Source organism: Ruminococcus sp. (assembly GCF_019417665.1).
Lineage (GTDB): Bacteria > Bacillota > Clostridia > Oscillospirales > Ruminococcaceae > Ruminococcus_C.
The window spans coordinates 79165-98745 of record NZ_DXUU01000005.1 but is presented as its reverse complement, the minus strand read 5'-3'; the positions used below and the strand labels follow the sequence as shown (position 1 = coordinate 98745).

The 19581-nt window shown below is 47.5% G+C and carries 20 protein-coding genes, 1 pseudogene and 1 riboswitch; of the genes and pseudogenes, 1 reads left to right on the top strand and 20 read right to left on the bottom strand.

Features of this window, described 5'->3' with window-relative positions:
• Window positions 1-246: 246 nt before the first annotated feature.
• From QZ375_RS02840 to QZ375_RS02825, 4 genes are all read right to left on the bottom strand, one after another.
• Entirely contained in the window at window positions 247-504 is a 258-nt protein-coding gene (locus QZ375_RS02840; RefSeq protein ID WP_295214927.1) for a hypothetical protein, read from the bottom strand.
• Between the two features lie 133 nt (window positions 505-637).
• Window positions 638-1099: a hypothetical protein gene (locus QZ375_RS02835; RefSeq protein ID WP_295214924.1), complete on the bottom strand. Its 462-nt coding sequence runs from the start codon at window positions 1097-1099 to the stop codon at window positions 638-640.
• A 270-nt stretch (window positions 1100-1369) separates the two neighbouring features.
• Complete coding sequence (locus QZ375_RS02830) at window positions 1370-1918, bottom strand: site-specific integrase (protein ID WP_295214921.1); 549 nt, start codon at window positions 1916-1918, stop codon at window positions 1370-1372.
• An 18-nt stretch (window positions 1919-1936) separates the two neighbouring features.
• On the bottom strand, window positions 1937-2464 hold the full coding sequence (locus QZ375_RS02825) for an N-terminal phage integrase SAM-like domain-containing protein (RefSeq protein ID WP_295214918.1): 528 nt from the start codon (window positions 2462-2464) through the stop codon (window positions 1937-1939).
• Between the two features lie 611 nt (window positions 2465-3075).
• On the opposite strand from QZ375_RS02825, the gene QZ375_RS02820 reads away from it, so the two are divergent.
• Window positions 3076-3303 (top strand): hypothetical protein, encoded by a 228-nt coding sequence (locus QZ375_RS02820; protein WP_295214915.1) that lies wholly within the window; start codon window positions 3076-3078, stop codon window positions 3301-3303.
• 630 nt (window positions 3304-3933) lie between these two features.
• On the opposite strand, the gene QZ375_RS02815 is transcribed toward QZ375_RS02820, so the two are convergent.
• The 16 genes and pseudogenes from QZ375_RS02815 to pylB all read right to left on the bottom strand — a co-directional run bounded on the left by QZ375_RS02815 (window position 3934) and on the right by pylB (window position 19556).
• The gene (locus QZ375_RS02815; RefSeq protein ID WP_295214913.1) at window positions 3934-5358 is read right to left on the bottom strand and encodes a sirohydrochlorin cobaltochelatase; all 1425 of its coding nucleotides are present in this window, start codon (window positions 5356-5358) and stop codon (window positions 3934-3936) included.
• Window position 5359: 1 nt separating this feature from the next.
• Window positions 5360-6862, bottom strand: a complete 1503-nt coding sequence (gene cobA / locus QZ375_RS02810; protein ID WP_295214909.1) for a uroporphyrinogen-III C-methyltransferase — start codon at window positions 6860-6862, stop codon at window positions 5360-5362.
• Complete coding sequence (locus QZ375_RS02805; protein ID WP_295214905.1) at window positions 6859-7722, bottom strand: ATP-binding cassette domain-containing protein; 864 nt, start codon at window positions 7720-7722, stop codon at window positions 6859-6861. The genes cobA and QZ375_RS02805 overlap by 4 nt, the downstream gene beginning before the upstream one ends.
• A gap of 29 nt (window positions 7723-7751) precedes the next feature.
• Window positions 7752-8582, bottom strand: coding sequence for a cobalt ECF transporter T component CbiQ (cbiQ, locus tag QZ375_RS02800; RefSeq protein ID WP_295214902.1), 831 nt, complete (start codon window positions 8580-8582; stop codon window positions 7752-7754).
• Between the two features lie 12 nt (window positions 8583-8594).
• On the bottom strand, window positions 8595-8927 hold the full coding sequence (locus tag QZ375_RS02795; RefSeq protein ID WP_295214939.1) for an energy-coupling factor ABC transporter substrate-binding protein: 333 nt from the start codon (window positions 8925-8927) through the stop codon (window positions 8595-8597).
• A 15-nt stretch (window positions 8928-8942) separates the two neighbouring features.
• Window positions 8943-9623 (bottom strand): annotated as a pseudogene (locus QZ375_RS02790) (energy-coupling factor ABC transporter permease); the annotation flags it as partial.
• Between the two features lie 135 nt (window positions 9624-9758).
• Complete coding sequence (hemL, locus tag QZ375_RS02785) at window positions 9759-11045, bottom strand: glutamate-1-semialdehyde 2,1-aminomutase (RefSeq protein ID WP_365728119.1); 1287 nt, start codon at window positions 11043-11045, stop codon at window positions 9759-9761.
• Window positions 11045-12028 carry a porphobilinogen synthase gene (gene hemB / locus QZ375_RS02780; RefSeq protein ID WP_295214899.1) on the bottom strand — a complete coding sequence of 328 codons (984 nt, stop codon included), beginning with the start codon at window positions 12026-12028 and terminating at the stop codon, window positions 11045-11047. Before hemB ends, hemL begins: the two co-directional genes overlap by 1 nt.
• A 23-nt stretch (window positions 12029-12051) precedes the next feature.
• Entirely contained in the window at window positions 12052-12924 is an 873-nt protein-coding gene (gene hemC / locus QZ375_RS02775) for a hydroxymethylbilane synthase (protein ID WP_295214896.1), read from the bottom strand.
• Between the two features lie 12 nt (window positions 12925-12936).
• Window positions 12937-14148, bottom strand: coding sequence for a glutamyl-tRNA reductase (gene hemA, locus QZ375_RS02770; RefSeq protein ID WP_295214893.1), 1212 nt, complete (start codon window positions 14146-14148; stop codon window positions 12937-12939).
• A 4-nt stretch (window positions 14149-14152) separates the two neighbouring features.
• Window positions 14153-14734, bottom strand: coding sequence for a histidine phosphatase family protein (locus QZ375_RS02765; protein WP_295214890.1), 582 nt, complete (start codon window positions 14732-14734; stop codon window positions 14153-14155).
• Window positions 14735-14874: 140 nt separating this feature from the next.
• Window positions 14875-15076, bottom strand: a riboswitch (cobalamin riboswitch).
• Window positions 15077-15338: 262 nt separating this feature from the next.
• Entirely contained in the window at window positions 15339-16178 is an 840-nt protein-coding gene (gene pylSc / locus QZ375_RS02760; protein WP_295214888.1) for a pyrrolysine--tRNA(Pyl) ligase large subunit, read from the bottom strand.
• A gap of 14 nt (window positions 16179-16192) precedes the next feature.
• Window positions 16193-16537, bottom strand: coding sequence for a pyrrolysine--tRNA(Pyl) ligase small subunit (pylSn, locus tag QZ375_RS02755; RefSeq protein ID WP_295214885.1), 345 nt, complete (start codon window positions 16535-16537; stop codon window positions 16193-16195).
• Between the two features lie 4 nt (window positions 16538-16541).
• A complete protein-coding gene (gene pylD, locus QZ375_RS02750; RefSeq protein WP_295214882.1) occupies window positions 16542-17342 on the bottom strand; it encodes a 3-methylornithyl-N6-L-lysine dehydrogenase PylD in 801 nt (266 codons plus the stop codon).
• Window positions 17284-18519 carry a 3-methylornithine--L-lysine ligase PylC gene (gene pylC, locus QZ375_RS02745; protein WP_295214879.1) on the bottom strand — a complete coding sequence of 412 codons (1236 nt, stop codon included), beginning with the start codon at window positions 18517-18519 and terminating at the stop codon, window positions 17284-17286. Before pylC ends, pylD begins: the two co-directional genes overlap by 59 nt.
• On the bottom strand, window positions 18516-19556 hold the full coding sequence (gene pylB, locus QZ375_RS02740; protein ID WP_295214876.1) for a methylornithine synthase PylB: 1041 nt from the start codon (window positions 19554-19556) through the stop codon (window positions 18516-18518). The genes pylC and pylB overlap by 4 nt, the downstream gene beginning before the upstream one ends.
• Window positions 19557-19581 lie beyond the last annotated feature (25 nt).

Below are 19581 nucleotides of genomic sequence, written 5' to 3'. Positions count from 1 at the left end.
GAGCTTTGATGCGTATGATTTTTAGTTCATATATCATCGTGTCGGTACACTAGTCAAAACAACATTTGAATCAGAATCAATATAGAATCCAACTTGATTTTCTGCATCTATATTTTCTGTCAAATACAATGTGAACCATCCAGAGCATATTCCCAAAAAGGTTGCAATTATCGGCATCAATTTTGGATTTAAAATCAGTTTTTGTACTTTTGTCCATATATAAATCCATAAGGCGATTATATAAGATTATATTAATTCATCATTGAAAACTTGAATAATATTTTTAAAAAAGTTAAAATAATAGTATTTAACTGTAATCGTTTGAATTGATTCATATACTAATTCTGCAAACTTATCAAATGGCGGTACATTATAGATTATTTCTAAAAGTGTATTCTCTCCCAATTCGGGGGAGATATTGTTAAAAATAATGAGGACTAACCACACAAGAGGCCATAGAAGCAGTAATTGTGCAACATTGCCTAAAATTCTCCTCATCCCCATTCATATTCCCCCTCACGTTTGTTATAAATAAAAAATTGAAGCAAAAGTACTGCAGTGCAATTTCACATGTTCGCACTCAAATGATTGGAAAAGCCAGTGGACATTCTTTAAAGGTATCTTTATGCAGTGTACCTTAATCGCAAAGCTGTCTTGCCCGATTAGCAATTGCATCACGCTTTGCTACGTATTCTCTGTACTTCTCCTCATAGTCTCTCATCAAGGCAGGATATTTGCAATTCTGAATGATGAAAATGATACCTGGTATGGTACAGATTAAAAGACCAATAATGATTTTTCCAATCCCATTTGGCATACCCGGTTCCACAGGCTCCGGAATATTTTTCACTTCCTGTTCAAGCTGCTTTAATTCTTCATAGTGAGAAATCGACGTATCCCTCTGAAAGGACAGCTTGATGTAATGCGTGTCTTTTTTGGTAACCTCAATATTATCCGTCCAGATATTCTGATTCACATCCGTTTCTGAAAATCTCACCTCCTGATTTCCGAACAGTTCATATCCAAACGATGTCCAGAACTGAATTGCCGAAGATTCACTTGCAGGTGGTACGTTCAATGTTTTAAAATCCTTTGCCATAAATAAAACCTCTTTCAAAAAATATTTATAGTAAAATTCCAAAGCCTTTGAAATACAAAAAATAACCTTTCAAAAGCAATGAATATTACTTACTTCAAATTATTTTATATGTTTTTTAATATAAGACGAATCAGCATCACTGAATTTTACTCCAAAATTGGTTATACTATATTTGATCACAAAATATGACCTTTTGCGAAAAAAATGAAATTTGCACCGTTGATGTGACGTTTTATTCCATTTTTGACGATAATTTTGACGACAAATCACTCACACTACCATTGACAATTTCTCCATACAGATACGCTTCTGTTCGAAAGAAGAATGCACATAGCGATTCAACGTGATTTCTACGGAAGAGTGGCCTAAGATTTCCGACAAGGATTTCACATCAAATCCAAGCCGGATGCAATTCGTAGCAAACAAATGGCGCAAGGAGTGAAAATGAACTGACGGCAAATGTGCTTTTTTTAAGACAGATGCAAAACGATACTGCATGGTTCTTGGTTCTACTGGTTTTGTATTGCCAGATAAAACAAAATCATCTTTGTTCGACTTGAATCGCTTCAGCATATCAATGAAACAACTGGGAATTAGAATCTGTCTCGCTGATGTTTCACTCTTCGGCTCAGTAACAACAAGTTTCGTTGATTTTTCATGATCTGAAATACTGATACGTTGAACTGTTCGACTGACGGTTAAAATCCTCTTTTTCCAATCAATATCGTCCCATTTCAAACCGCATAATTCTCCGATTCGAAGTCCTGTATAAAGTGAAATAAAAATTCCCAGAGATGTCCTGTTCAGGTTACGTGTCATATATTCCGTTAACCTCTGTTATTCATCCGGTTCAAGTATTCGAACAGTTGATTTTTTATTACTCTTTGGGAGCGTCACATTTACAAGGGGATTGTGAAACCCATGTTCCCGGCTGACGTATTTTGTCATAGATTTGAAAACAATCAAGATATCTGCTACATATTTCGCAGAAAGTCCAGCATCTAATTTCTTCTGAATAAAATTATATATAAGGGAAGATGTCAACAAATCATACCGCATACCACCAAAGTAAGGAAGAAGATGTTTGTTGATCTTCATTTTGTAGTTCGCAAGTGTGGATTCTTTGGTGTGACTACTGATTTTTCGAAGCCATTCATCAAAAAGTATTTTGACCGTCAAGTTGGTATGTTCAATTTGGGATATGCTTTTTTTCTGCATCTGCAAAAGTTTTTCTTTCACTTCTGAATAAGTTTTTCCGTAAACTGAACGATACTTTGTTTTCCCATCAGACTTATATCCTACTGGATAACGTCCTTCCCAACGGTTATCTTTCCGTTTGTAAATGTTATCTTCTCTTCTTGGCATTTTGATTATCCTCCATCTTTAGATTGACCAGAATATGACTGAAAACAAATCTTGAAATATCGTTTAAAGCAGTCATTTTAAGGAAAATTTCAGCAATTCATACTAAAAATCTGTTTTTTCACGTTTCATGCTTGACATTTTTGCGCTAATATGCTATAATCTGAATGTAAAATTCGACAATAAATATCAAATTGAGTTTTCGCAAAAGGTCATAATTTGCGAAAATTTCAAGTAGAAGTACCGTAAATCGGTACTTTTTTATTGCCCGAATTCATCAATAACTCCAGAGTTTCCTATACAAAAAGTTGACTTTTTGTCTGAAATCCATTATAATTATGGTTAAGTACGTGCGTGGATGTCAGATGAAACGTTTTTGTCATTATACCACCAAAAAAATATTTTTTCAGGACATTTGAACTGGTAGTTTTGACAAAAATCATTGGCTGAATGACAAAAAACAGAGAAGTCAGGTTATTGTATGGATTTATTGTCAGTTTCTAAAATCTTTGGAGGAATATCCAATCCAGTAAAACTGTTCAAAATAATTTTTAATGAGGAAACGATTCCGGAACTATATTCCTTTTACAGTCACTGGGAAGGAGAAAATGCACTTGATTCTCAAAGCAGAGCAATTCGCCGTATGGTTATCTCACCGCCAAAATCTCTTACGCAAAGAATTATTGGCAAAAGTGTATGTTTATGCAGATATGATTCCAGAAGCAAAAGAATGCTTAAATGATATATTATCTGCTCTAAAATCACAAGACAACACACAGCATAATTTTTATCATCAAACCTTGTCGATGATGAACCAATTACTCCAAGGTGACTCCATATAATTAACGTTTATAGCAATATGCAAAAAAACACCCAGCAAAAATGCTGAGTGCGTAGAGACGTGAGGAATTTATATGAAATATATAACCATAATGTTGCCTTGATTGATCACCATTGATATATTTCATGGGAATCGAATGGACTTGTCATCAAAAATATTGCTATTCTTGATCGATAGTAGTTTATGATTTGTTTGACTTTCGACAATCTTGAGCCGAAATTTAAACAAGAAAAGGTCTATTTAAAATCTGATATGCTTCAAAATGAGCAGTTCTATCTGTGTTGTTATTGTTGTAAGTGTATTGATAAAGAACATTCTCATATTGAACATTTTTAACCGAGATGTCGTTTTCCACAGTTAAGCATGAAACATTCAAATATGCTCATTTCTTGTACCAGTAGTACTTGCGGCATGAAAAAGGGCGGCAAAGAATTACCTGCATCTATACCTTATGGAGATTGGGAAAGTCGGTTTTCTCATACAATAGACGGGTATATAAAGCCAAGTGAAAATGATTCCGATGCTCAAACTGCGATTGATATATTGAATCTAAATGATCAATCATTGATTCGAATGAGGCGAACAGCATATGACGTGCAAAGCCGTCAGACGGTCTTTGTGCAGTGTTGCCTTAAACCTTTGCTGCATCAGATTCCTCTGAGCACAGCATTTCCTGTACATGGGCAACATACAAATCCTGAACTGCCGGATATTCACCAAATCCTTGAAGCAAGACCGTGACACGATAACCATGTCTGATCAAAATGGACTTCCAGGAATCCTCATCCTCCCCAGCCATATCATTCTGAGCATGATCTCCGGCAACCAGCATCATAGGCAACAAAACCACCTCATGATAAGCTGTTTCTTCTAGTTGTTCCAATACTGTGTCCAGCGTAGGATAGCCCTCCACTGTTCCCACAAACACATTGGGATAACCAGAACGCTTCAGCCAGTAGTCAAACGCCGGATATGCCTGATTTGCCATATGAGATGTGCCATGCCCCATGAGCATATACGCCTTAGAATCGGACATGGAAATGGTCTCTTTCAGCGCATGTATCAATGCAGGATAATCTGAAGTGTCCGTCAGAAGCGGTCTGCCGATCTGCAAAACGGAAAAACTTTGGACAAATTGTGACGCATCACGGCAAAGATCGTCATATTCCTCACCGGGAATCACATGGGTCGGCTGACAGTACACATGGGTATATCCCGCCTTTTTCAGATGTTCCAGTGCTTCAGGAACTGTATCGATCTCGATTCCGCTGCGGCGCATTTTGCGAATGATCATGCCACTGGTAAACGCACGGAATATGTCTGCCTCCGGGAATGACGCCTGGATTGCACGCTCTACAGCACCGATGGTTTTTTCCCGAGTATTTTCATAGCTGGTTCCAAAGCTGACCACCAGAATTGCAGTCTTTTTTAATGGCAGTTTTCCGTCACTCAGCTTTGCCGCAAATTCCAGAAATGCCTGTCTGCCTTCTTCCCGATACAGCTGGAGCACTCCCGGCGATGTAAGTCTGTTCAGCATCTGGCGGCGTCGTTCTGTATCAGGTACAGTAGTTTTCCACACTTCTCGGAATTCCTCTAATATGCTGCAAAATCCAGCATATTCCTCCAACTTCGGCTCAAGTTCCCGGCAGATCGCCGCTGCCAGGCCGGGAGAACAACCTTCCGTTGAGACCGCTGCGGTGATCTTACCTCGATGCCGCTGGGCAGGTACGCTGAAATCCGGTGTTACCTCACCGCAATCCGTCACAGAGGAGGACAGAATTCCCATCTCCTGAGCATCTTGAACAATTACAGCATTTAGTGCCGGATCGTTTGTAGCAGCAAATACCAACATACTCCCGGCGAGCTGCTTCGGCGTATACCGGTTCTGTAAATATGTGAGTTTCTTCTCCTTCAACTGAACTGGCATGGATTCTGGTGCAACTACTGTTACTGCTGCGCCTTGTTCCAACAGCGTCAGGATACGGCGCTGTGCCACCGTTCCAGCACCGATCACCGTACATTTTCTGCCCTTTACTTCCAAAAAAACCGGATACATCTCACACCTCTTTCTCGCTCAGTGCATCCTGCAAAATACAGTCTGTGATTCCTTCTATGGTGGCATTTTCTGCAGTATATGCCACAGGGATCCCCAATGTTTCTGCCGTTCTGGTGGTCACTGCGCCAATGGAGATCACCTTTGCCGGACATGCCGCCTTGGAGTCACGCATCTGTTCATAAGCACGCACAGCCGATGAACTGGCAAAGACAAGATAATCTGCATCCTGTATTGCCATACACAGCAGGGTCTCTTTTTGCAGATTTGTTTCCGTCCGATACAGTGACACTGCATCGAAGGATTTTCCGGCATCCCGGAGCAGATCTGGCAGCACTGTAGAACCGTTCTCTGCACGCATGAGCAGCACCTTGTCATAGTCGGACAACCGAGGAATGAGTGCTTCCGCCAGATAACGGCTCTCGAACTGCTGAGGCACACAATCCACATAGATGCTTTTTTCCGCCAGTGCCTTGGCAGTTCCCGTTCCGATGGCAGCAAACTTCAGGTGCGACAACTGCCGCAGATCTATTTCATCCTGCACCAATGCCTCAAAGAACAGCTGCACACCATTTCCGCTGGTCAGGACGATCCAACTGTATGCGTTCCAGTCCACATTGCGCAGCAGTCCTGGCGTTGGTTTCGTCGTATCAATGAGACTAATTTCCTCTGTTTCGGCGCCGTACTGCCGCAGATGCTCTGCCAGAAGCCGCGCATGTTGGGGCGTTCCCGTTGCGATCACCTTTTTCCCGAACAAGGGTCCACGTTCGAACCAGTTCAGTTCCTGACGCAGGGAGACCACATCCCCGATGACAGTCATTGCCGGCGTGTGGATCTGCTGGCGTTGTACTTCCTCTGCAATGGTGAAAAGCGTACCCACAGCGGTTTTCTGATGGGCAGTTGTTCCCTGCTGAATAACTGCCGCCGGGGTATCCGAAGATTTTCCATTTGCCATTAGTGCAGCAGTAATATGAGGCAGATTGGTCAGGCTCATGAGAAATACCAATGTGCCATCCAGTTTTGCCAGAGTCGCATAGTCCAGTTCCGGCTGGTTTCCCATTTTCTTGTGTCCGGTAATCACATGAAAAGAGGAAGCAAAATCCCGGTGAGTCACAGGAATCCCAGCATATGCCGGTGCGCTGTAACAGGAGGAAACCCCAGGAACAATTTCAAAATCCACATCATGCGCCAGAAGTACCTGAGCTTCTTCACCGCCCCGTCCGAAAATAAAGGGATCGCCGCCTTTGAGCCGGACAACAGTTTTTCCCTTTTTCGCTAATTCCGCCAGAAGAAGATTGGTTTCATACTGCTTTTTATAATGATGCCCGGCGACTTTTCCCGCAAAGATCAGCTCACATCCAGACTTCGCCAGATTAAGAATAGATGGGCACGCCAGCGCATCATAAACAATGACATCTGCCTCATGGAGACAGCGCTCGCCTTTTCGTGTCAGCAGTTCCGGATCGCCCGGTCCAGCTCCAAGTAAATAGACCTTTCCCTGTTTCATATCGCATCCTCCCGTTTCAGCGCGTCCAGACATTGCAAAATCTGCTTTCTTGCGCCGGAAATAGTGGCCTCCGAAAAGTCCACATTCAGAACATCTTCCTTTTGCAATATCTCCAGCAAATGTGATAGTCTCGGCAGACGAAGATGATGGCTTCGCAAAAGTTCCGGCTGTAAAAAAATCTCCTTTGGAGTGCCATGGGTCAGAATTTTCCCCTTATCAATGAGATAGATCATATCTGCATAGACAGGAATGACATCAATATCATGTGTGGAAAGCAAAATGGTAGTATGCTGTTCCTTGCAAACTCGCTTAAGCAGATGCATCAGTTCACTGACGCCTACCGGATCAAGACCAGCTGTCGGTTCGTCCAGAATAATCACTTCCGGCTGCATTACCATAATGCCGGCAAAAGAAACACGTTTTTTCTGTCCGAAGCTGAGGGAATGGGTGGAACGGTCACGCAAGTCTGTAATACCGATCTGTTCCATTACCGCTTCTACCCGGCGGTGCACCTCTTCCTTCGGCAATCCCATATTAACAGCACCAAAAGAAATGTCCTGATAGACCGAAGCGGAAAACAACTGGTCGTCAGGATTCTGAAAGACAATCCCCACCTTTGACCGCAGCTTCCGCAATCCTTCTTTTTTATAAGAGATCGGTTCTCCGTGAAACAGCACTTCCCCATGCTCCGGCTGTAAAATACCATTAAAATGAAGAAAGAGCGTTGATTTCCCGGCACCATTTGCACCGAGTAGTGCCGTAGTCTTTCCCTCCTCAATTGTCAGAGAAAGATCTTCAATGGCATGTGTGCCCTCTTCATAACCATAGGTCAAGTGCTTTGCCTCTAAAATTGTTCCCATAGAAAGCCTCCTCTTTGTGACAATTCGATTTATAACATGTACATGTTATAAATTTTCAAAACAACAACGACCGATGTCATTACAACGCTGTACACAACAGAACCGACCAGCAACTGCGGTTTCATTTCATATGTCAGCCCCAATGTAGTCAGATCACCCGTATAGCCGCGGGATTCCATTGCCATATATGTGCGCTCTGCCTGCCGGTAGGCACGGATAAACAAATTCGAGATCAGCTGCCCGGTGGAATAGAATCCAATTTTTAATGTGCTGTATCCCAGTCGGCACTCCTGGGCGTTTCGTATCTGGGAGGAAATTTCCATGAGCACGAAGATATACCGATACACCAACTCCATAATCTCAACCAGAAACGCCGGCACATGCATCCGCCGCAAAGCCGTAAATAGCTCCGTCATGGTCGTCGTGACAGACAGAAAATACATACAGCTGACTGCTGCCAGACATTGAAAAAATAAGTGCCCGAACTGATCCAGACTGGCAGATGTAATACCAATGTGCCAGTGTCCCAGAGCCAGCGCACACAGCATGTTCTGAGGTGTTCTGGTGATCTGGATCAGAACCATGACACTACCCAGAATAATAAAAGCAAGGGGGATCTTCATCAAGTGAATCACATAGTGCCACCTTGTTTTTCCCACAACAGTCATGGCAAGCAACATACAAATCAGGATCAATACACTTACGAGATATGTCTTGGAAATCAGACACAGCACCAGACTGTAAAGAGACACAAAGATCTTCAGAAAGGGCGACACCTGGCGCAGCGATGAGGCATAAGCGATCTGGTCAATAAGGATTCGTTCCCCGTGGGAATGGAAATGATGATGTACACGCTTCATAAGATCATCCCTTTACACGCTGCTCTCCTGCGGCGTTGTGGCAATGGTATCTTCTTCCTCTTTTTTGGGCTTTTTGCTGATACGTCCCAGCACAAAGCCGCATATTCCGGCACCAATTGCCGCCTGTACACAGAACAGCAGGGATTCGATTTCACCCGAAGGCGGTTCCCAGATAGAATCTATCCAGGTGGAGTAGCCGCCAGTGATCTCATCAATAACACCGGATGCAGCATCGTCTGTGCCGCCAAATTCTGCACTGCCGCCCAACAGTGCCAGAGGGATAGTCACCAGCAGAATAATACCAAAAGTCAGCACCAGATTTCTCACCCAAAGTGCACCACGCATAGGCTTCGCCTCTGTCACAACAGACAACGCTTTCAGTTCCTTTGTGCAATTCTTCTGGATCACGCCATAGACAATGACAGTCAGAACACCCTCTGCAATGGCGATGGGCAGCTGAGTAGGTGCAAATACCATGAGGAATTTTCCCACAGATACCCAGAAGTTATCTCCCGGATATGCCGCAGCCAGCTGAATGGATGTCAGAATATAAGTTGCCATATCCCCCAGCGTTGCCGACAGGAATACTGCCAAGCTCACCGGCGCTTTGCATTTTTTCATCAGGCGAAAAATACCATAGGAGACAAAGGGGCCAAAAATCGCCATGGAAAATGTATTAGCGCCCAGTGTCGTCAATCCGCCGTGGGCAAGCAGAATTGCCTGGAACAGCAGCACAATGATGCCCAGAATGGACATAATGGACGGGCCAAACAGAATTGCACCCAATCCGGTACCTGTCGGATGGGAACAACTTCCGGCAACCGATGGGATTTTCAGAGAGGAAATGATAAATACGAACGCCGCAGACAAAGCGATCAGGAGCTTTACCTTGCCGTCATAGGCAATTTTCTTCTTCAGGCTAATTGCACCTGCTGCCAGGAACGGCAGACATAGTACACCCCAGGCAATGCACCAGCCTGCCGGAAGATAGCCTTCCATAATGTGCATGGCAGATGCGCCGAAGCTGCCGCTGGCTGCCATATCGGACAGCAGCAGACAGACTGCAAGAACAGATACCAGGATCTGACATCCCAGCAAGCCTTTGGTTTTGGTTCGGCATTCTGCTGCACCACTGACCAGGCTATGGATTTTTTTCATGTGAGATCACTCCTCTTTTTATTTACCGGAAAAATAATCCTCTGCATCCGACAGAGTCTTCTCAATATCACGCATGGTATGCGCATTGGAAACAAAAATCGACTCGAACTGGCTGGGGCCAAAATAGCTGCCATGATCCAGCATAAAGTGGAAATATTGCCGGAATGCCGCAATATCTGCCTGTTTTGCGCTGGCATAATCCGTTACCGGTTCTGCGGTGAAATACAAACAGGACAGAGAGCCCACACCGTTGACCGTACATGCAGCATGATGCTGCTGGATGATGTCTGTCAGACCACTGCGCAGACGAGTGGACAAGCTGTCCACCTGCTGATATACCTCCGGATGTGCTTTTAAATATCGCAGCTGTGTGATGCCAGCACGCATTGCCACTGGGTTGCCGCTGAGCGTGCCTGCCTGATATACCGACCCCAACGGTGCTACCAGCTGCATGATATCCCGTCTGCCGCCATAAGCACCTACGGGCATGCCGCCGCCAATGATCTTGCCGTAAGTCACCAGATCTGGTGTAATTCCGAAGTACCCCACAGCACCGTTTGCCAGAAGCCGGAAACCGGTAATGACCTCATCAAAAATCAGCAGTGCACCATACTTGTTACACATCTGGCGCAGTCCCTGCAAAAAGCCTTCTTTGGGTACGACCACGCCCATATTTGCTGCAACTGGTTCCACGATAACACAGGCGATCTCCTCTGGGTATTGTTCAAACAGCTGCTGCACGCTGTCCAGATCGTTGTATACCGCAGAAAGGGTATCTGCCGTACAGCCCCGGGGCACGCCGCTGGAATCGGGAATCCCGGCAGTCATGACACCAGATCCTGCCTTCACCAGCATAGCATCCGCATGACCGTGGTAACAGCCTTCAAATTTCACGATCTTGTCCCGTCCGGTGAAACCCCTTGCGGCACGGATAGCACTCATTACTGCTTCTGTGCCGGAATTCACCATGCGGATCATCTCCACATAGGGCACCATTTCTGTGATAAGCTCTGCCATTTCCACTTCCAAAGCTGTCGCAGCGCCGTAGCTGAGACCATATTGCAGCTGATCCCACACGGCATCCAGTACAAAATCCGGATTGTGTCCTAAGATCATAGGCCCCCAGGAGCCGATATAATCAATATAGGCGTTCCCGTCCTCATCGTACAGATACTGATCCTTTGCACGATGGATAAAACGAGGTGTGCCGCCCACAGACTGAAAGGCACGCACCGGCGAATTGACACCACCCGGCATCAATTCCTTCGCCCGGGAAAATAACTGTTCCGACTCTCTGATCTCCATTATCCGATTCTCCCTTCCTGGATATACTGCGCCAGTTCCATGGCAAAATAAGTAATAAGCAGATCTGCTCCGGCACGATACATACAGACAGCAGACTCACAGATCAGCGCTGTCTCATCCACATAGCCAGCCATTGCCGCCGCTTTTATCATAGCATATTCACCGCTGACACTATAAAGTGCCACTGGCTGGTGAAACCGTTCTTTCAGGGTTTTCAGCACGTCCAGATATGCCATACCCGGCTTTACCATGAGAATATCTGCGCCCTCCTGCACATCCAGTTCTGCTTCCAGGAGTGCTTCTCTGACATTGTGAAAATCCATCTGATAGCTTTTCCGATCGCCGAATGCCGGCGCAGAACCGGCGGCATCCCGGAACGGCCCATAGAATGCCGAGGCATATTTCACAGAATAAGACATAATGGGCGTATTCACAAAGCCGTTTTCGTCCAGCACCTCCCGGATGCGCTTCACTCTGCCGTCCATCATATCCGACGGTGCGACCATATCCGCCCCAGCCTGTACATGAGACAGGGCAGTCTTTGCCAGAACCTCCAGCGTTTTGTCATTGTCCACATTGTGACCGCAGAGAATGCCGCAGTGTCCGTGAGATGTATATTCACACATGCAAACATCTGTGATCACATACAGCTGTGGAAAATTCTCCTTGATATGACGCACCGCCTGCTGAACGATTCCATTTGCATCCCAGGCACTGCTGCCGATCTCATCCTTATGCGCTGGGATTCCGAAGAGAAGCACGCTTTTCACGCCGGAATCCACCACATTCTGAAGCAGTTCATCCACACGGTCAAGACTCCAGCGATACTGCCCAGGCATAGAAGTGATCTCCTCCTTGGTTCCCATGCCCTCCTGCACAAACATGGGGTAAATGAGCGTATCCGCAGAGATCCGTGTCTCTCGTACCATACTGCGGAGCAATGCACCGTTTCTCAAACGGCGTGGACGATTTATCAGATTCATGTCAATTCTTCCTTTCAGTCATATTATGCTTTCAGCTGTGCTGCAAGTTCTTTTGCCAACTGCACAGCGTCTGTCTTTTTTCCACGGATAATACCGCTTTTCGGGAGTTCACCCACACCGTAAAAACCACGCAATATCATGCTATCGCCCTCTGTCACAGCATAACAGCCTATGGGAGAAGAGCAGTCACCGCCCAGTTCCCGGGATAATAACCGTTCCGTCCGTGCACACAAAGCTGCATCCGGGTCATTCAGCTTTTCCAGAATCCAGGCATATTCTCCGGCTCGTCCCTGGACAGCCATAACGCCCTGTCCAGCTGCCGGAATCATTTCCTCTGGAGTGAAGCGATAGGAGATCCGATGTGCCAGCCCCAGCCGGGTCAGTCCGGCTTCCGCTAAAATCAATGTACTGTATTCGCCCCGATCCAACTTTTCCAGCCGAGTCAGCACATTGCCGCGCACTGGTTTGATCTCCAGTTCAGGATAGAGCTTGTGAAATTGCAGCGTCCGTCTGGCGCTGGCGCATCCCACTGGCAGAGCCGGATCCGGTTCTGAGACACCCTGAGGCAGAACCAACACATCCCCCGGCGTTTCTCTCGCAGAATAAGCGCCTACAGGTATTGCCGAATCTTCCTCCACCGGTACATCCTTCAGGCTATGCACACACAAATCTACCCGATGCTCCCGCAAAGCAGCATCCAGTTCTTTTAGAAACAATCCCTTTCCGCCGATCTTGTCCAATGTCTTGTCCAGCACCTGATCGCCGGTGGTAGTCATGGTCACCAGTTCCAGTGTCACATCTGGTGCGATCTGCCGGATCTGCGCCATAATGAGTTCACTCTGTATGACTGCCAACCGACTGGCACGGCTGCCAATACGTATGATATTCTTGCCCATATTCCAGTCCCTCTATTTCTCCAACGACCGTGCCCGGTCATGTACTTTTTCACAGCAATTGCGTATCAGATCCGGCGTCACTTCCGGCTTGATGCCGCCCAGGATCATGTCAATGGTCTTCTCCGTCACCAGACGGACGATCTCTTCCAGTTCGTCATTTCCCCGATAGGCGTCCAAGGTTGTACTGTGCATGAGCCGATCAGCAGACAAAGTTTTCAGCTGGCGGATATAGGGCACAGAATCCCGATAATTGCGCCACATGCGGAATTCCTCTGCATATCGCCTTGCCGTCTGGTGCAGTGCCTCCATAGATGCCGCATCTGGCTCTGTGCCGTTTTTGAAATCGTCCATATTCCGGCACTCCACCCCTGGCACCTGTTTACATGATTCCTCCACATCTCTTGGCAATGCCAGATCCATGATCCACGCCGGTTTTTTCTCCAGTGCTTCCAGCTGTTCTTCTGTAATGGTATAATGAGGACTGCGTGTGGCACTGAGTACGATATCTGCACCGTCAATTCTTGAAAAACGTTCCTCATAAGGAATTGGCGTTGTGCCAAAGGGAACAATGGATTCCCCATGATGATAGGTGCGCAAGGTCACGTACACCCGACATCCACGCTTCACAAGCAGTTCCGCTGCAAGCCGTCCCATTTTACCGTTGCCCACTACCACACACACCTTATCGGTGAGATCGCCGCAGTTCTGCTCTAACATCTGTACTGCGCTATAGGAAATAGAAAGAGGCACAGCCGTTACGCTGACATTGGTCTGAGCATATTTCCCAGCGGAAACGGCAGTACGGAACAAGGTATCCAATGCCGCATCTGCTGCATGACAGCTCCGTGCCAATGCAATTGCCTGTCCCACCTGGGTAACGATCTGCTCCTCGTGCAGAATCTGGGAGTGCAGTCCACAGGCTACTTCCATGAGATACAGCACTGCCTCAGATTCCTTTTTCCGAAAAAAACGTTCCCGCATTTCCGTTTCATCCACTTCGGCTGCATCCAAAAGCAATTGTTCCGGACAGACCGTACAGTCCGGTTCGATGGAAAGGTACAGTTCCGTCCGGTTGCAAGTCGCCATAAGCACACAGCCCTGCACACCATCCATCGCCTGCACCCTGGTCATGAACGCTTTCGCATTCTTCTCAGAAAAGGAAAACCGTTCCCGCAGTGCAATAGGGGTCGTCCGATAATCCAGTCCAGCCATGATAAGCGGCATATGATCACTTCCTTTTCTCATATTTCAAACGCAAAGGCACCGTCCTTGTCACCTGACAGCAAAACGGTACACAGTGCGGAATCTTCCAGTCAAAATAAGGCGTATGAGATGCCTCCAGTTCCGACAGCACCGCCATGCAAGTGCCGCCGTGGACAACCACCGCCGCTGTCTCAAAGGAATGACTAAGCACCAGTTCCTCCAGCGCCCGGCAGCACCGTTCGATAAACGCCTCCCGGGATTCTCCTCCCGGAAAAGGCAGCGTACCGCCGCTGTCGATCCAAGCCTGGTATGCCGGATCGCCGGACAATTCCTGATAATTTTTTCCCTCAAACTGTCCGAAATCGCATTCCGCCAGGTCCGGGTGAAGGATCTGCGGCTGACCGGGGAATAAGATCTCAGCCGTTTCCCGGCACCGCCGCATAGGACTTGCAAAAACCACGTCCGGAACCATGTCCGAAAGCAACGCTGCTTGTTCCTGTACCAGCTGTATCCCAGCCGGACAAAGGCATTCGTCTGTACGTCGTCCCACATAGCAGTGTTCCAGATTCCCGGCAGTCATGCCGTGCCGGATCAGCATCAGCTGCATAAACATTCACCTCTGCCTGATACAAAAAATCCCATGTCTCATCTGCGAGAACATGGGATAACTGATTTTTGCGTACCAAAAGAAAGCCTTTGCAGAATCCTGCAAAGCGCACCTTTACGCCAAAATAGTACACTCTATTCTCGTAGAATCGCAATGCAGACCGGTCTCCCGACTTTCGGATCATCACGGAAATACGCCTTCCCGACATGATATCAGTGGCATCTGTATTTCAACTCCCCGGTATACGGTAGCGGAACTGTGCGGGATTCTCACCCGGCTTCCCTGTTATCTGCTGCGGACTATCCTGTCACCTATTTAGGAGCCTGTTTCGTATCTTTTTTCACGCATCTTTTTGGCAAGTTTTGTTGTTTTCCGCGTTAAAAAATCTTGCCGGGCGAAAGCCCGCCTGCAAATTTCCGCCTTGAAATCAACGAAAATTCACTCAAAAATCTACGCAGAAAAAGTTACGAAACACGCTCTAAGGAAACGCCGTCATTCCTTTCATGACGGATTTTCTCTTTTTTCTACTATACCACATATTTTATAATTTTGCAAGTACCAATTTTGAAAAAATTATAGGTGACAATATGGTTGTCCTGGATTATCACTTAATATTCAGCCGTGCGCCGTCCAGGAAGGAAATGCTTCTGGAGTGACGATGGATGCCCTGCTGGTGTTCCCGGTACATCAAAAGCCGTTCCAGTCCGAAACCGATTCCTACCCAGGTACAGTTGATTTTCCAGGCGGCATCCAGCGGATGGGGTCCCATGGAAGTGGATGCCAGTTCCAGTCCGTCTGCACCCACAAAATCCAGCCCGTCACCGTAAACCACGGAATTTTCCGCCTCTGTTGCATAGTCCATGATTCCGGCGGCATCCAGCACCAGCCGTCCCAGTTCCTCTAGACGCTTGCCACGCTCCTCCATGGGTGTGCCCCACTCCACCAGATTCAGCATAGTGAACTCTTTCAAATGAGACTTTCCCTCCGATTCCTTCCGGAAACAGCTGCCGATCTCAAAGACACGCAGCGGCAGCTTTGCCACATTCATCAGATCTTTGGACACGCTGTACAAATTAGGCGCCAGCATGGGACGCAGGCAGCTTTTGGAATCCAGCCAGAACACCTGTTCATTCAGAGGATGCGTTCCGTCAATGGTCATGCGGTCGAGAAATTTCCGGGATATGATGGTGGGCGTCGTCACCTGCGTAAAACCGTTTGCGCAGAGCGTCTGTGCCAGTTGAAATTGCAGCTGGCATAACGCAGGCTGATGGGTCTCTGTCAGGAGCCGGTTCAGGATCTGCCGGTTCTTTGCTACAAGCCCTTTTTCCCTTTGCTTGAAATATTTTTCCCGATCAGCGATCGTCTCAAAGTCTCCGGGCAGTTCCTCTGCCGAAAGTCCCAGCTCTGTCAGCCGGTTTTTCTGCGATTCGGTCAATCCAGTCATGATACCCATCTCCCTTATTTCAACGCTTTTTTGGAATCCGTAAATATGGTGGAAGAATATTTCTCCAGCTTCCACTGGGGAATCTTACACTTTTTGCAGGGCACCTTGCACCAGCGATTCCGCAGCCAACGTGCGCTCCGGCTGTTTTTGGAATCCCAACAGGTGAACTGTTCGCCGCAGTGGGTGGTAATTATCAGCATATTGCCCTGATACTGAATATCCTTTACGCCGTGCAGTACGCCCGACCGGGACGGCCAGAGCTTTACTTTTCCCACCAACTGGGACAGCCGCTGCTTTTTGTAGATAAAACGCCGGGGCGCCGGCTTGATGTTTTTCATCATCTGTTCCATTTTTCCCATGGCCTTATCCCTCCATTTGCCGGATGCAGTCGTAATACATGGTAATCGTCCCAAGCTCCAGAGGATTATGGATCAGAGTCACCTTTTCTGCCGCCTCGGAGGTAAGACTCAAAGGCATTCCCGGCACGGAAAATACTGTTCCCTCTGTCACATCCTCCGCTGAGATCCAACCGCCGTTGGGCGTAGCGTCGAGGATATAGCCATATTGTTTCAGATCCGGCGCATCACACAGCACAGTGGCATGGGCACATTTTTCCGCCGCAGCCTTTGCCTTTTCCAGCAAAGGGTCATACAGCACCACCTGCGCCCCGGCATCGTCCAGCCATTTCGCCGCCGCACTGCCCACCGGACCGGCACCCAGTACCAGCACTTTTTTTTCGGCGCAGGAAACTGCACCATCCAGTGCCGCCGCAAAGGCAATTCCCGTGGCAAAGCCGTTGTCGGACTGCCATGCACCGCCGGTGGAAAATGCCGCATAAACATCATCATCCGCCAGGAATATCACTTCTGCTCCGGCAGCATATGCCTCCTGCAATCCGGCAACATCTGTTTTTCCGGTAACAAAGGCATCCGCACCAATATGCTGTAAAATGGCACAGACCGATTCGGAAAATCTGCTGATCACACCCAGACCGCTTGTCACGGGGATCACTGCCGTCTTTTTCACCGGAGACTGTTCCGGGATATGCAGTCCATGACAAGCCGCCTGTGCCATGGTCATACCGGTCTGCTTCTGAAACTCAGCGTCATACGCCTGCATGGAGGTTGGAATATGCGAAATGTCTGTTGGGATCAATCTTGACATGATAATACTTCCTTTCCGTCTGTCTGCATGTTTCCGTCAGATAGGCATCTTCTATTCTGGGGATACTGTATTCTTTCTGGATACGCCGGAGCACCCTCTGCATTTTCTGTCGGACTTCTTCGGTGGTCTTACCGTAGAGAATGACGATTGCCCGGAACCTGCCGCCGCAGTCCGGCGTGAAATCGGTCATGGCTTCCTCTGCACCGAAAAATCCGGTCATATGGCGCAGAGGCGGACAATCTGACATAATATGTTCACCCAGCACCCGGATTGCACTGGGTGAGACCTGTATCTGCTGATACCAGCAAATTTGCTTCGGCACAGGCTGTACATCGTAGGATTGCCCTACTCCATGGCGCACCAGCCACTCTACCATATTAAAACCGCTGGCATGATAGACCGCAATGGGCGTCTGACTGGGCAGCCGTGCATCTATTTCCAATAGCTTCAGTTTACCATGATGACTGATCACTTCAATATCAAAAATACCGTTCATATGCAGCGCTGCTGCCAGCTTTTCTGCCATATCATACAATTGCTGTGCCTCACATGCAGTCACCTTTGCCGGCGCAATGATCCGGCTGCAGTCATAGCCGCTGTCCATGCACACTTCTGTGATCATAGGACAGCAGATCTCACCGTTCATGGAGAGTACCTCCAGAGAAAATGATCTTCCTTCCAGGTACTGCTGTATCACCGCATTTCCCTTTGCCCTGGCAAGATATGAATCCACCTCAGACTGTGAATCCGCACGCTGTACTGCTGCGCTGCCGCTTTGATCGTCTGGCTTCAGGATGACAGGAAATCCGCACGCCGGATACGATTCCGGCAGAGACAATCCCAACTGCTGAAACATTGCATTGGAACGCCTTTTGGAAGAAGAAACAGCATATGCGGCTGTATCGAATATCACAGGAGTTTCCGTCTGTCTGCCGTATCTCTCCAACGTCCGGCATACTTCCAGATCTTCAATGACCGGCAGAACTGCATCATTTTCCCGGAACAGAGACAGCATGATCTCATCGTCATAAACATCTGCCTGCACAAACCGATCAGCCAGACCGCTGCCACAGGCATCCGCCCGATGATCCACTGCCGTTACATAAAAGCCTGCTTGTTTTGCCAGATAAATGGCTTCTGTGCCCTGCAATTTACATCCCACTACCAACAGTTTCATTTCCGTATCCCCCTCAGCCAGGTCTGATATTGTTCAGTCGTTGCCGGCTGCAATCCGCACGCCTGAATCGTATCCTGCACACCTGCCACGGTTCGGTATCCCTCGTCAATATCCTGACTGGCATGTGCCACGCCAGCATAGCCCTCCCGGGGCGGAATAATTGACGTGATCACATTGGCACCAGCCATAAGCCGGGATTCCAGACCGTTCAGACCATCCACGTCCAGTGATGCCGGTATCAAACGATTCGGGAACAGCAGCCGCATCACTGCAATGTTCAACAACTCATCGGAAAATTCCGATTGCCGCCGTGCCATCATAGGTGTGCCTTCCTGAGGAACAAAAGTCATGGTACGCACCTGCATGGCACCCATGTGTTCCATTTCCCGGAATGAATGGATCCGATCAGAAACTGTTTCGCCGACACCGGTGAGCAGCCCCTCCTCTATACACATTCCCAGAGATCTTGCCACTGTCTTGCAGTGCATTCGCACTTCATAGGATTGATCCGCACGAAGTGTCTGAAACAATTCAGGATTGTGTATCTCCTGATACAAAGCGTACCAATCCGCACCGGCTTCAGCAAGCTGGCGGATACATTCATCAGAAACAACACCCGGTGAGACCATGACCGCCAGACCAGTCTCTTGTTTTACCATGCGCACCAGTTCTGCCAGCCGTTCCGGGTGGTCGGTATAATACGGATCTTCACCCATGGTCAGATCAATGAGATGCACACCGGAATTCCCCAACTGCACCGCTGTCTCAACGATCTCCTCCGGGGATTTGCGATAACGGGGCGGATGGCTGTTTTCTCTGCGAAAATAACAAAAATTGCAGTTGTTCCGGCAATATGTGCTGAAATAGACAAAACCATATAAAAACACATTATTACCGAAATGCGCAGTACGTGCATGCCTTGCCGCCGCAAAAACGGCGTCCCGGTCTGATCCCTGTGCGGACAGCAGTTCTGCAATTTCCATGTCGGTCAGCGTATGCGTTCCATTTTCGTATTGATTCAATATGGTTTCTATCATGGTTTTGTTCCTCTTTTCTTATGAA

Excerpts from the sequence above, each read along its gene's own strand:
- cobA (WP_295214909.1), bottom strand. The coding sequence starts at position 6,862 with ATGAAACAGGGAAAGGTCTATTTACTTGGAGCTGGACCGGGCGATCCG.
- hemA (WP_295214893.1), bottom strand. The coding sequence starts at position 14,148 with ATGCCGCTTATCATGGCTGGACTGGATTATCGGACGACCCCTATTGCA.
- QZ375_RS02795 (WP_295214939.1), bottom strand. The coding sequence starts at position 8,927 with ATGCGTGGTGCACTTTGGGTGAGAAATCTGGTGCTGACTTTTGGTATT.
- QZ375_RS02825 (WP_295214918.1), bottom strand. The coding sequence starts at position 2,464 with ATGCCAAGAAGAGAAGATAACATTTACAAACGGAAAGATAACCGTTGG.
- QZ375_RS02830 (WP_295214921.1), bottom strand. The coding sequence starts at position 1,918 with ATGACACGTAACCTGAACAGGACATCTCTGGGAATTTTTATTTCACTT.
- QZ375_RS02840 (WP_295214927.1), bottom strand. The coding sequence starts at position 504 with ATGGGGATGAGGAGAATTTTAGGCAATGTTGCACAATTACTGCTTCTA.
- pylC (WP_295214879.1), bottom strand. The coding sequence starts at position 18,519 with ATGAAACTGTTGGTAGTGGGATGTAAATTGCAGGGCACAGAAGCCATT.
- hemL (WP_365728119.1), bottom strand. The coding sequence starts at position 11,045 with ATGGAGATCAGAGAGTCGGAACAGTTATTTTCCCGGGCGAAGGAATTG.
- pylB (WP_295214876.1), bottom strand. The coding sequence starts at position 19,556 with ATGATAGAAACCATATTGAATCAATACGAAAATGGAACGCATACGCTG.
- hemB (WP_295214899.1), bottom strand. The coding sequence starts at position 12,028 with ATGAATCTGATAAATCGTCCACGCCGTTTGAGAAACGGTGCATTGCTC.
- QZ375_RS02835 (WP_295214924.1), bottom strand. The coding sequence starts at position 1,099 with ATGGCAAAGGATTTTAAAACATTGAACGTACCACCTGCAAGTGAATCT.
- pylSn (WP_295214885.1), bottom strand. The coding sequence starts at position 16,537 with ATGGGAAAAATGGAACAGATGATGAAAAACATCAAGCCGGCGCCCCGG.
- pylD (WP_295214882.1), bottom strand. The coding sequence starts at position 17,342 with ATGTCAAGATTGATCCCAACAGACATTTCGCATATTCCAACCTCCATG.
- QZ375_RS02815 (WP_295214913.1), bottom strand. The coding sequence starts at position 5,358 with ATGTATCCGGTTTTTTTGGAAGTAAAGGGCAGAAAATGTACGGTGATC.
- QZ375_RS02805 (WP_295214905.1), bottom strand. The coding sequence starts at position 7,722 with ATGGGAACAATTTTAGAGGCAAAGCACTTGACCTATGGTTATGAAGAG.
- cbiQ (WP_295214902.1), bottom strand. The coding sequence starts at position 8,582 with ATGAAGCGTGTACATCATCATTTCCATTCCCACGGGGAACGAATCCTT.
- hemC (WP_295214896.1), bottom strand. The coding sequence starts at position 12,924 with ATGGGCAAGAATATCATACGTATTGGCAGCCGTGCCAGTCGGTTGGCA.
- QZ375_RS02765 (WP_295214890.1), bottom strand. The coding sequence starts at position 14,734 with ATGCAGCTGATGCTGATCCGGCACGGCATGACTGCCGGGAATCTGGAA.
- pylSc (WP_295214888.1), bottom strand. The coding sequence starts at position 16,178 with ATGACTGGATTGACCGAATCGCAGAAAAACCGGCTGACAGAGCTGGGA.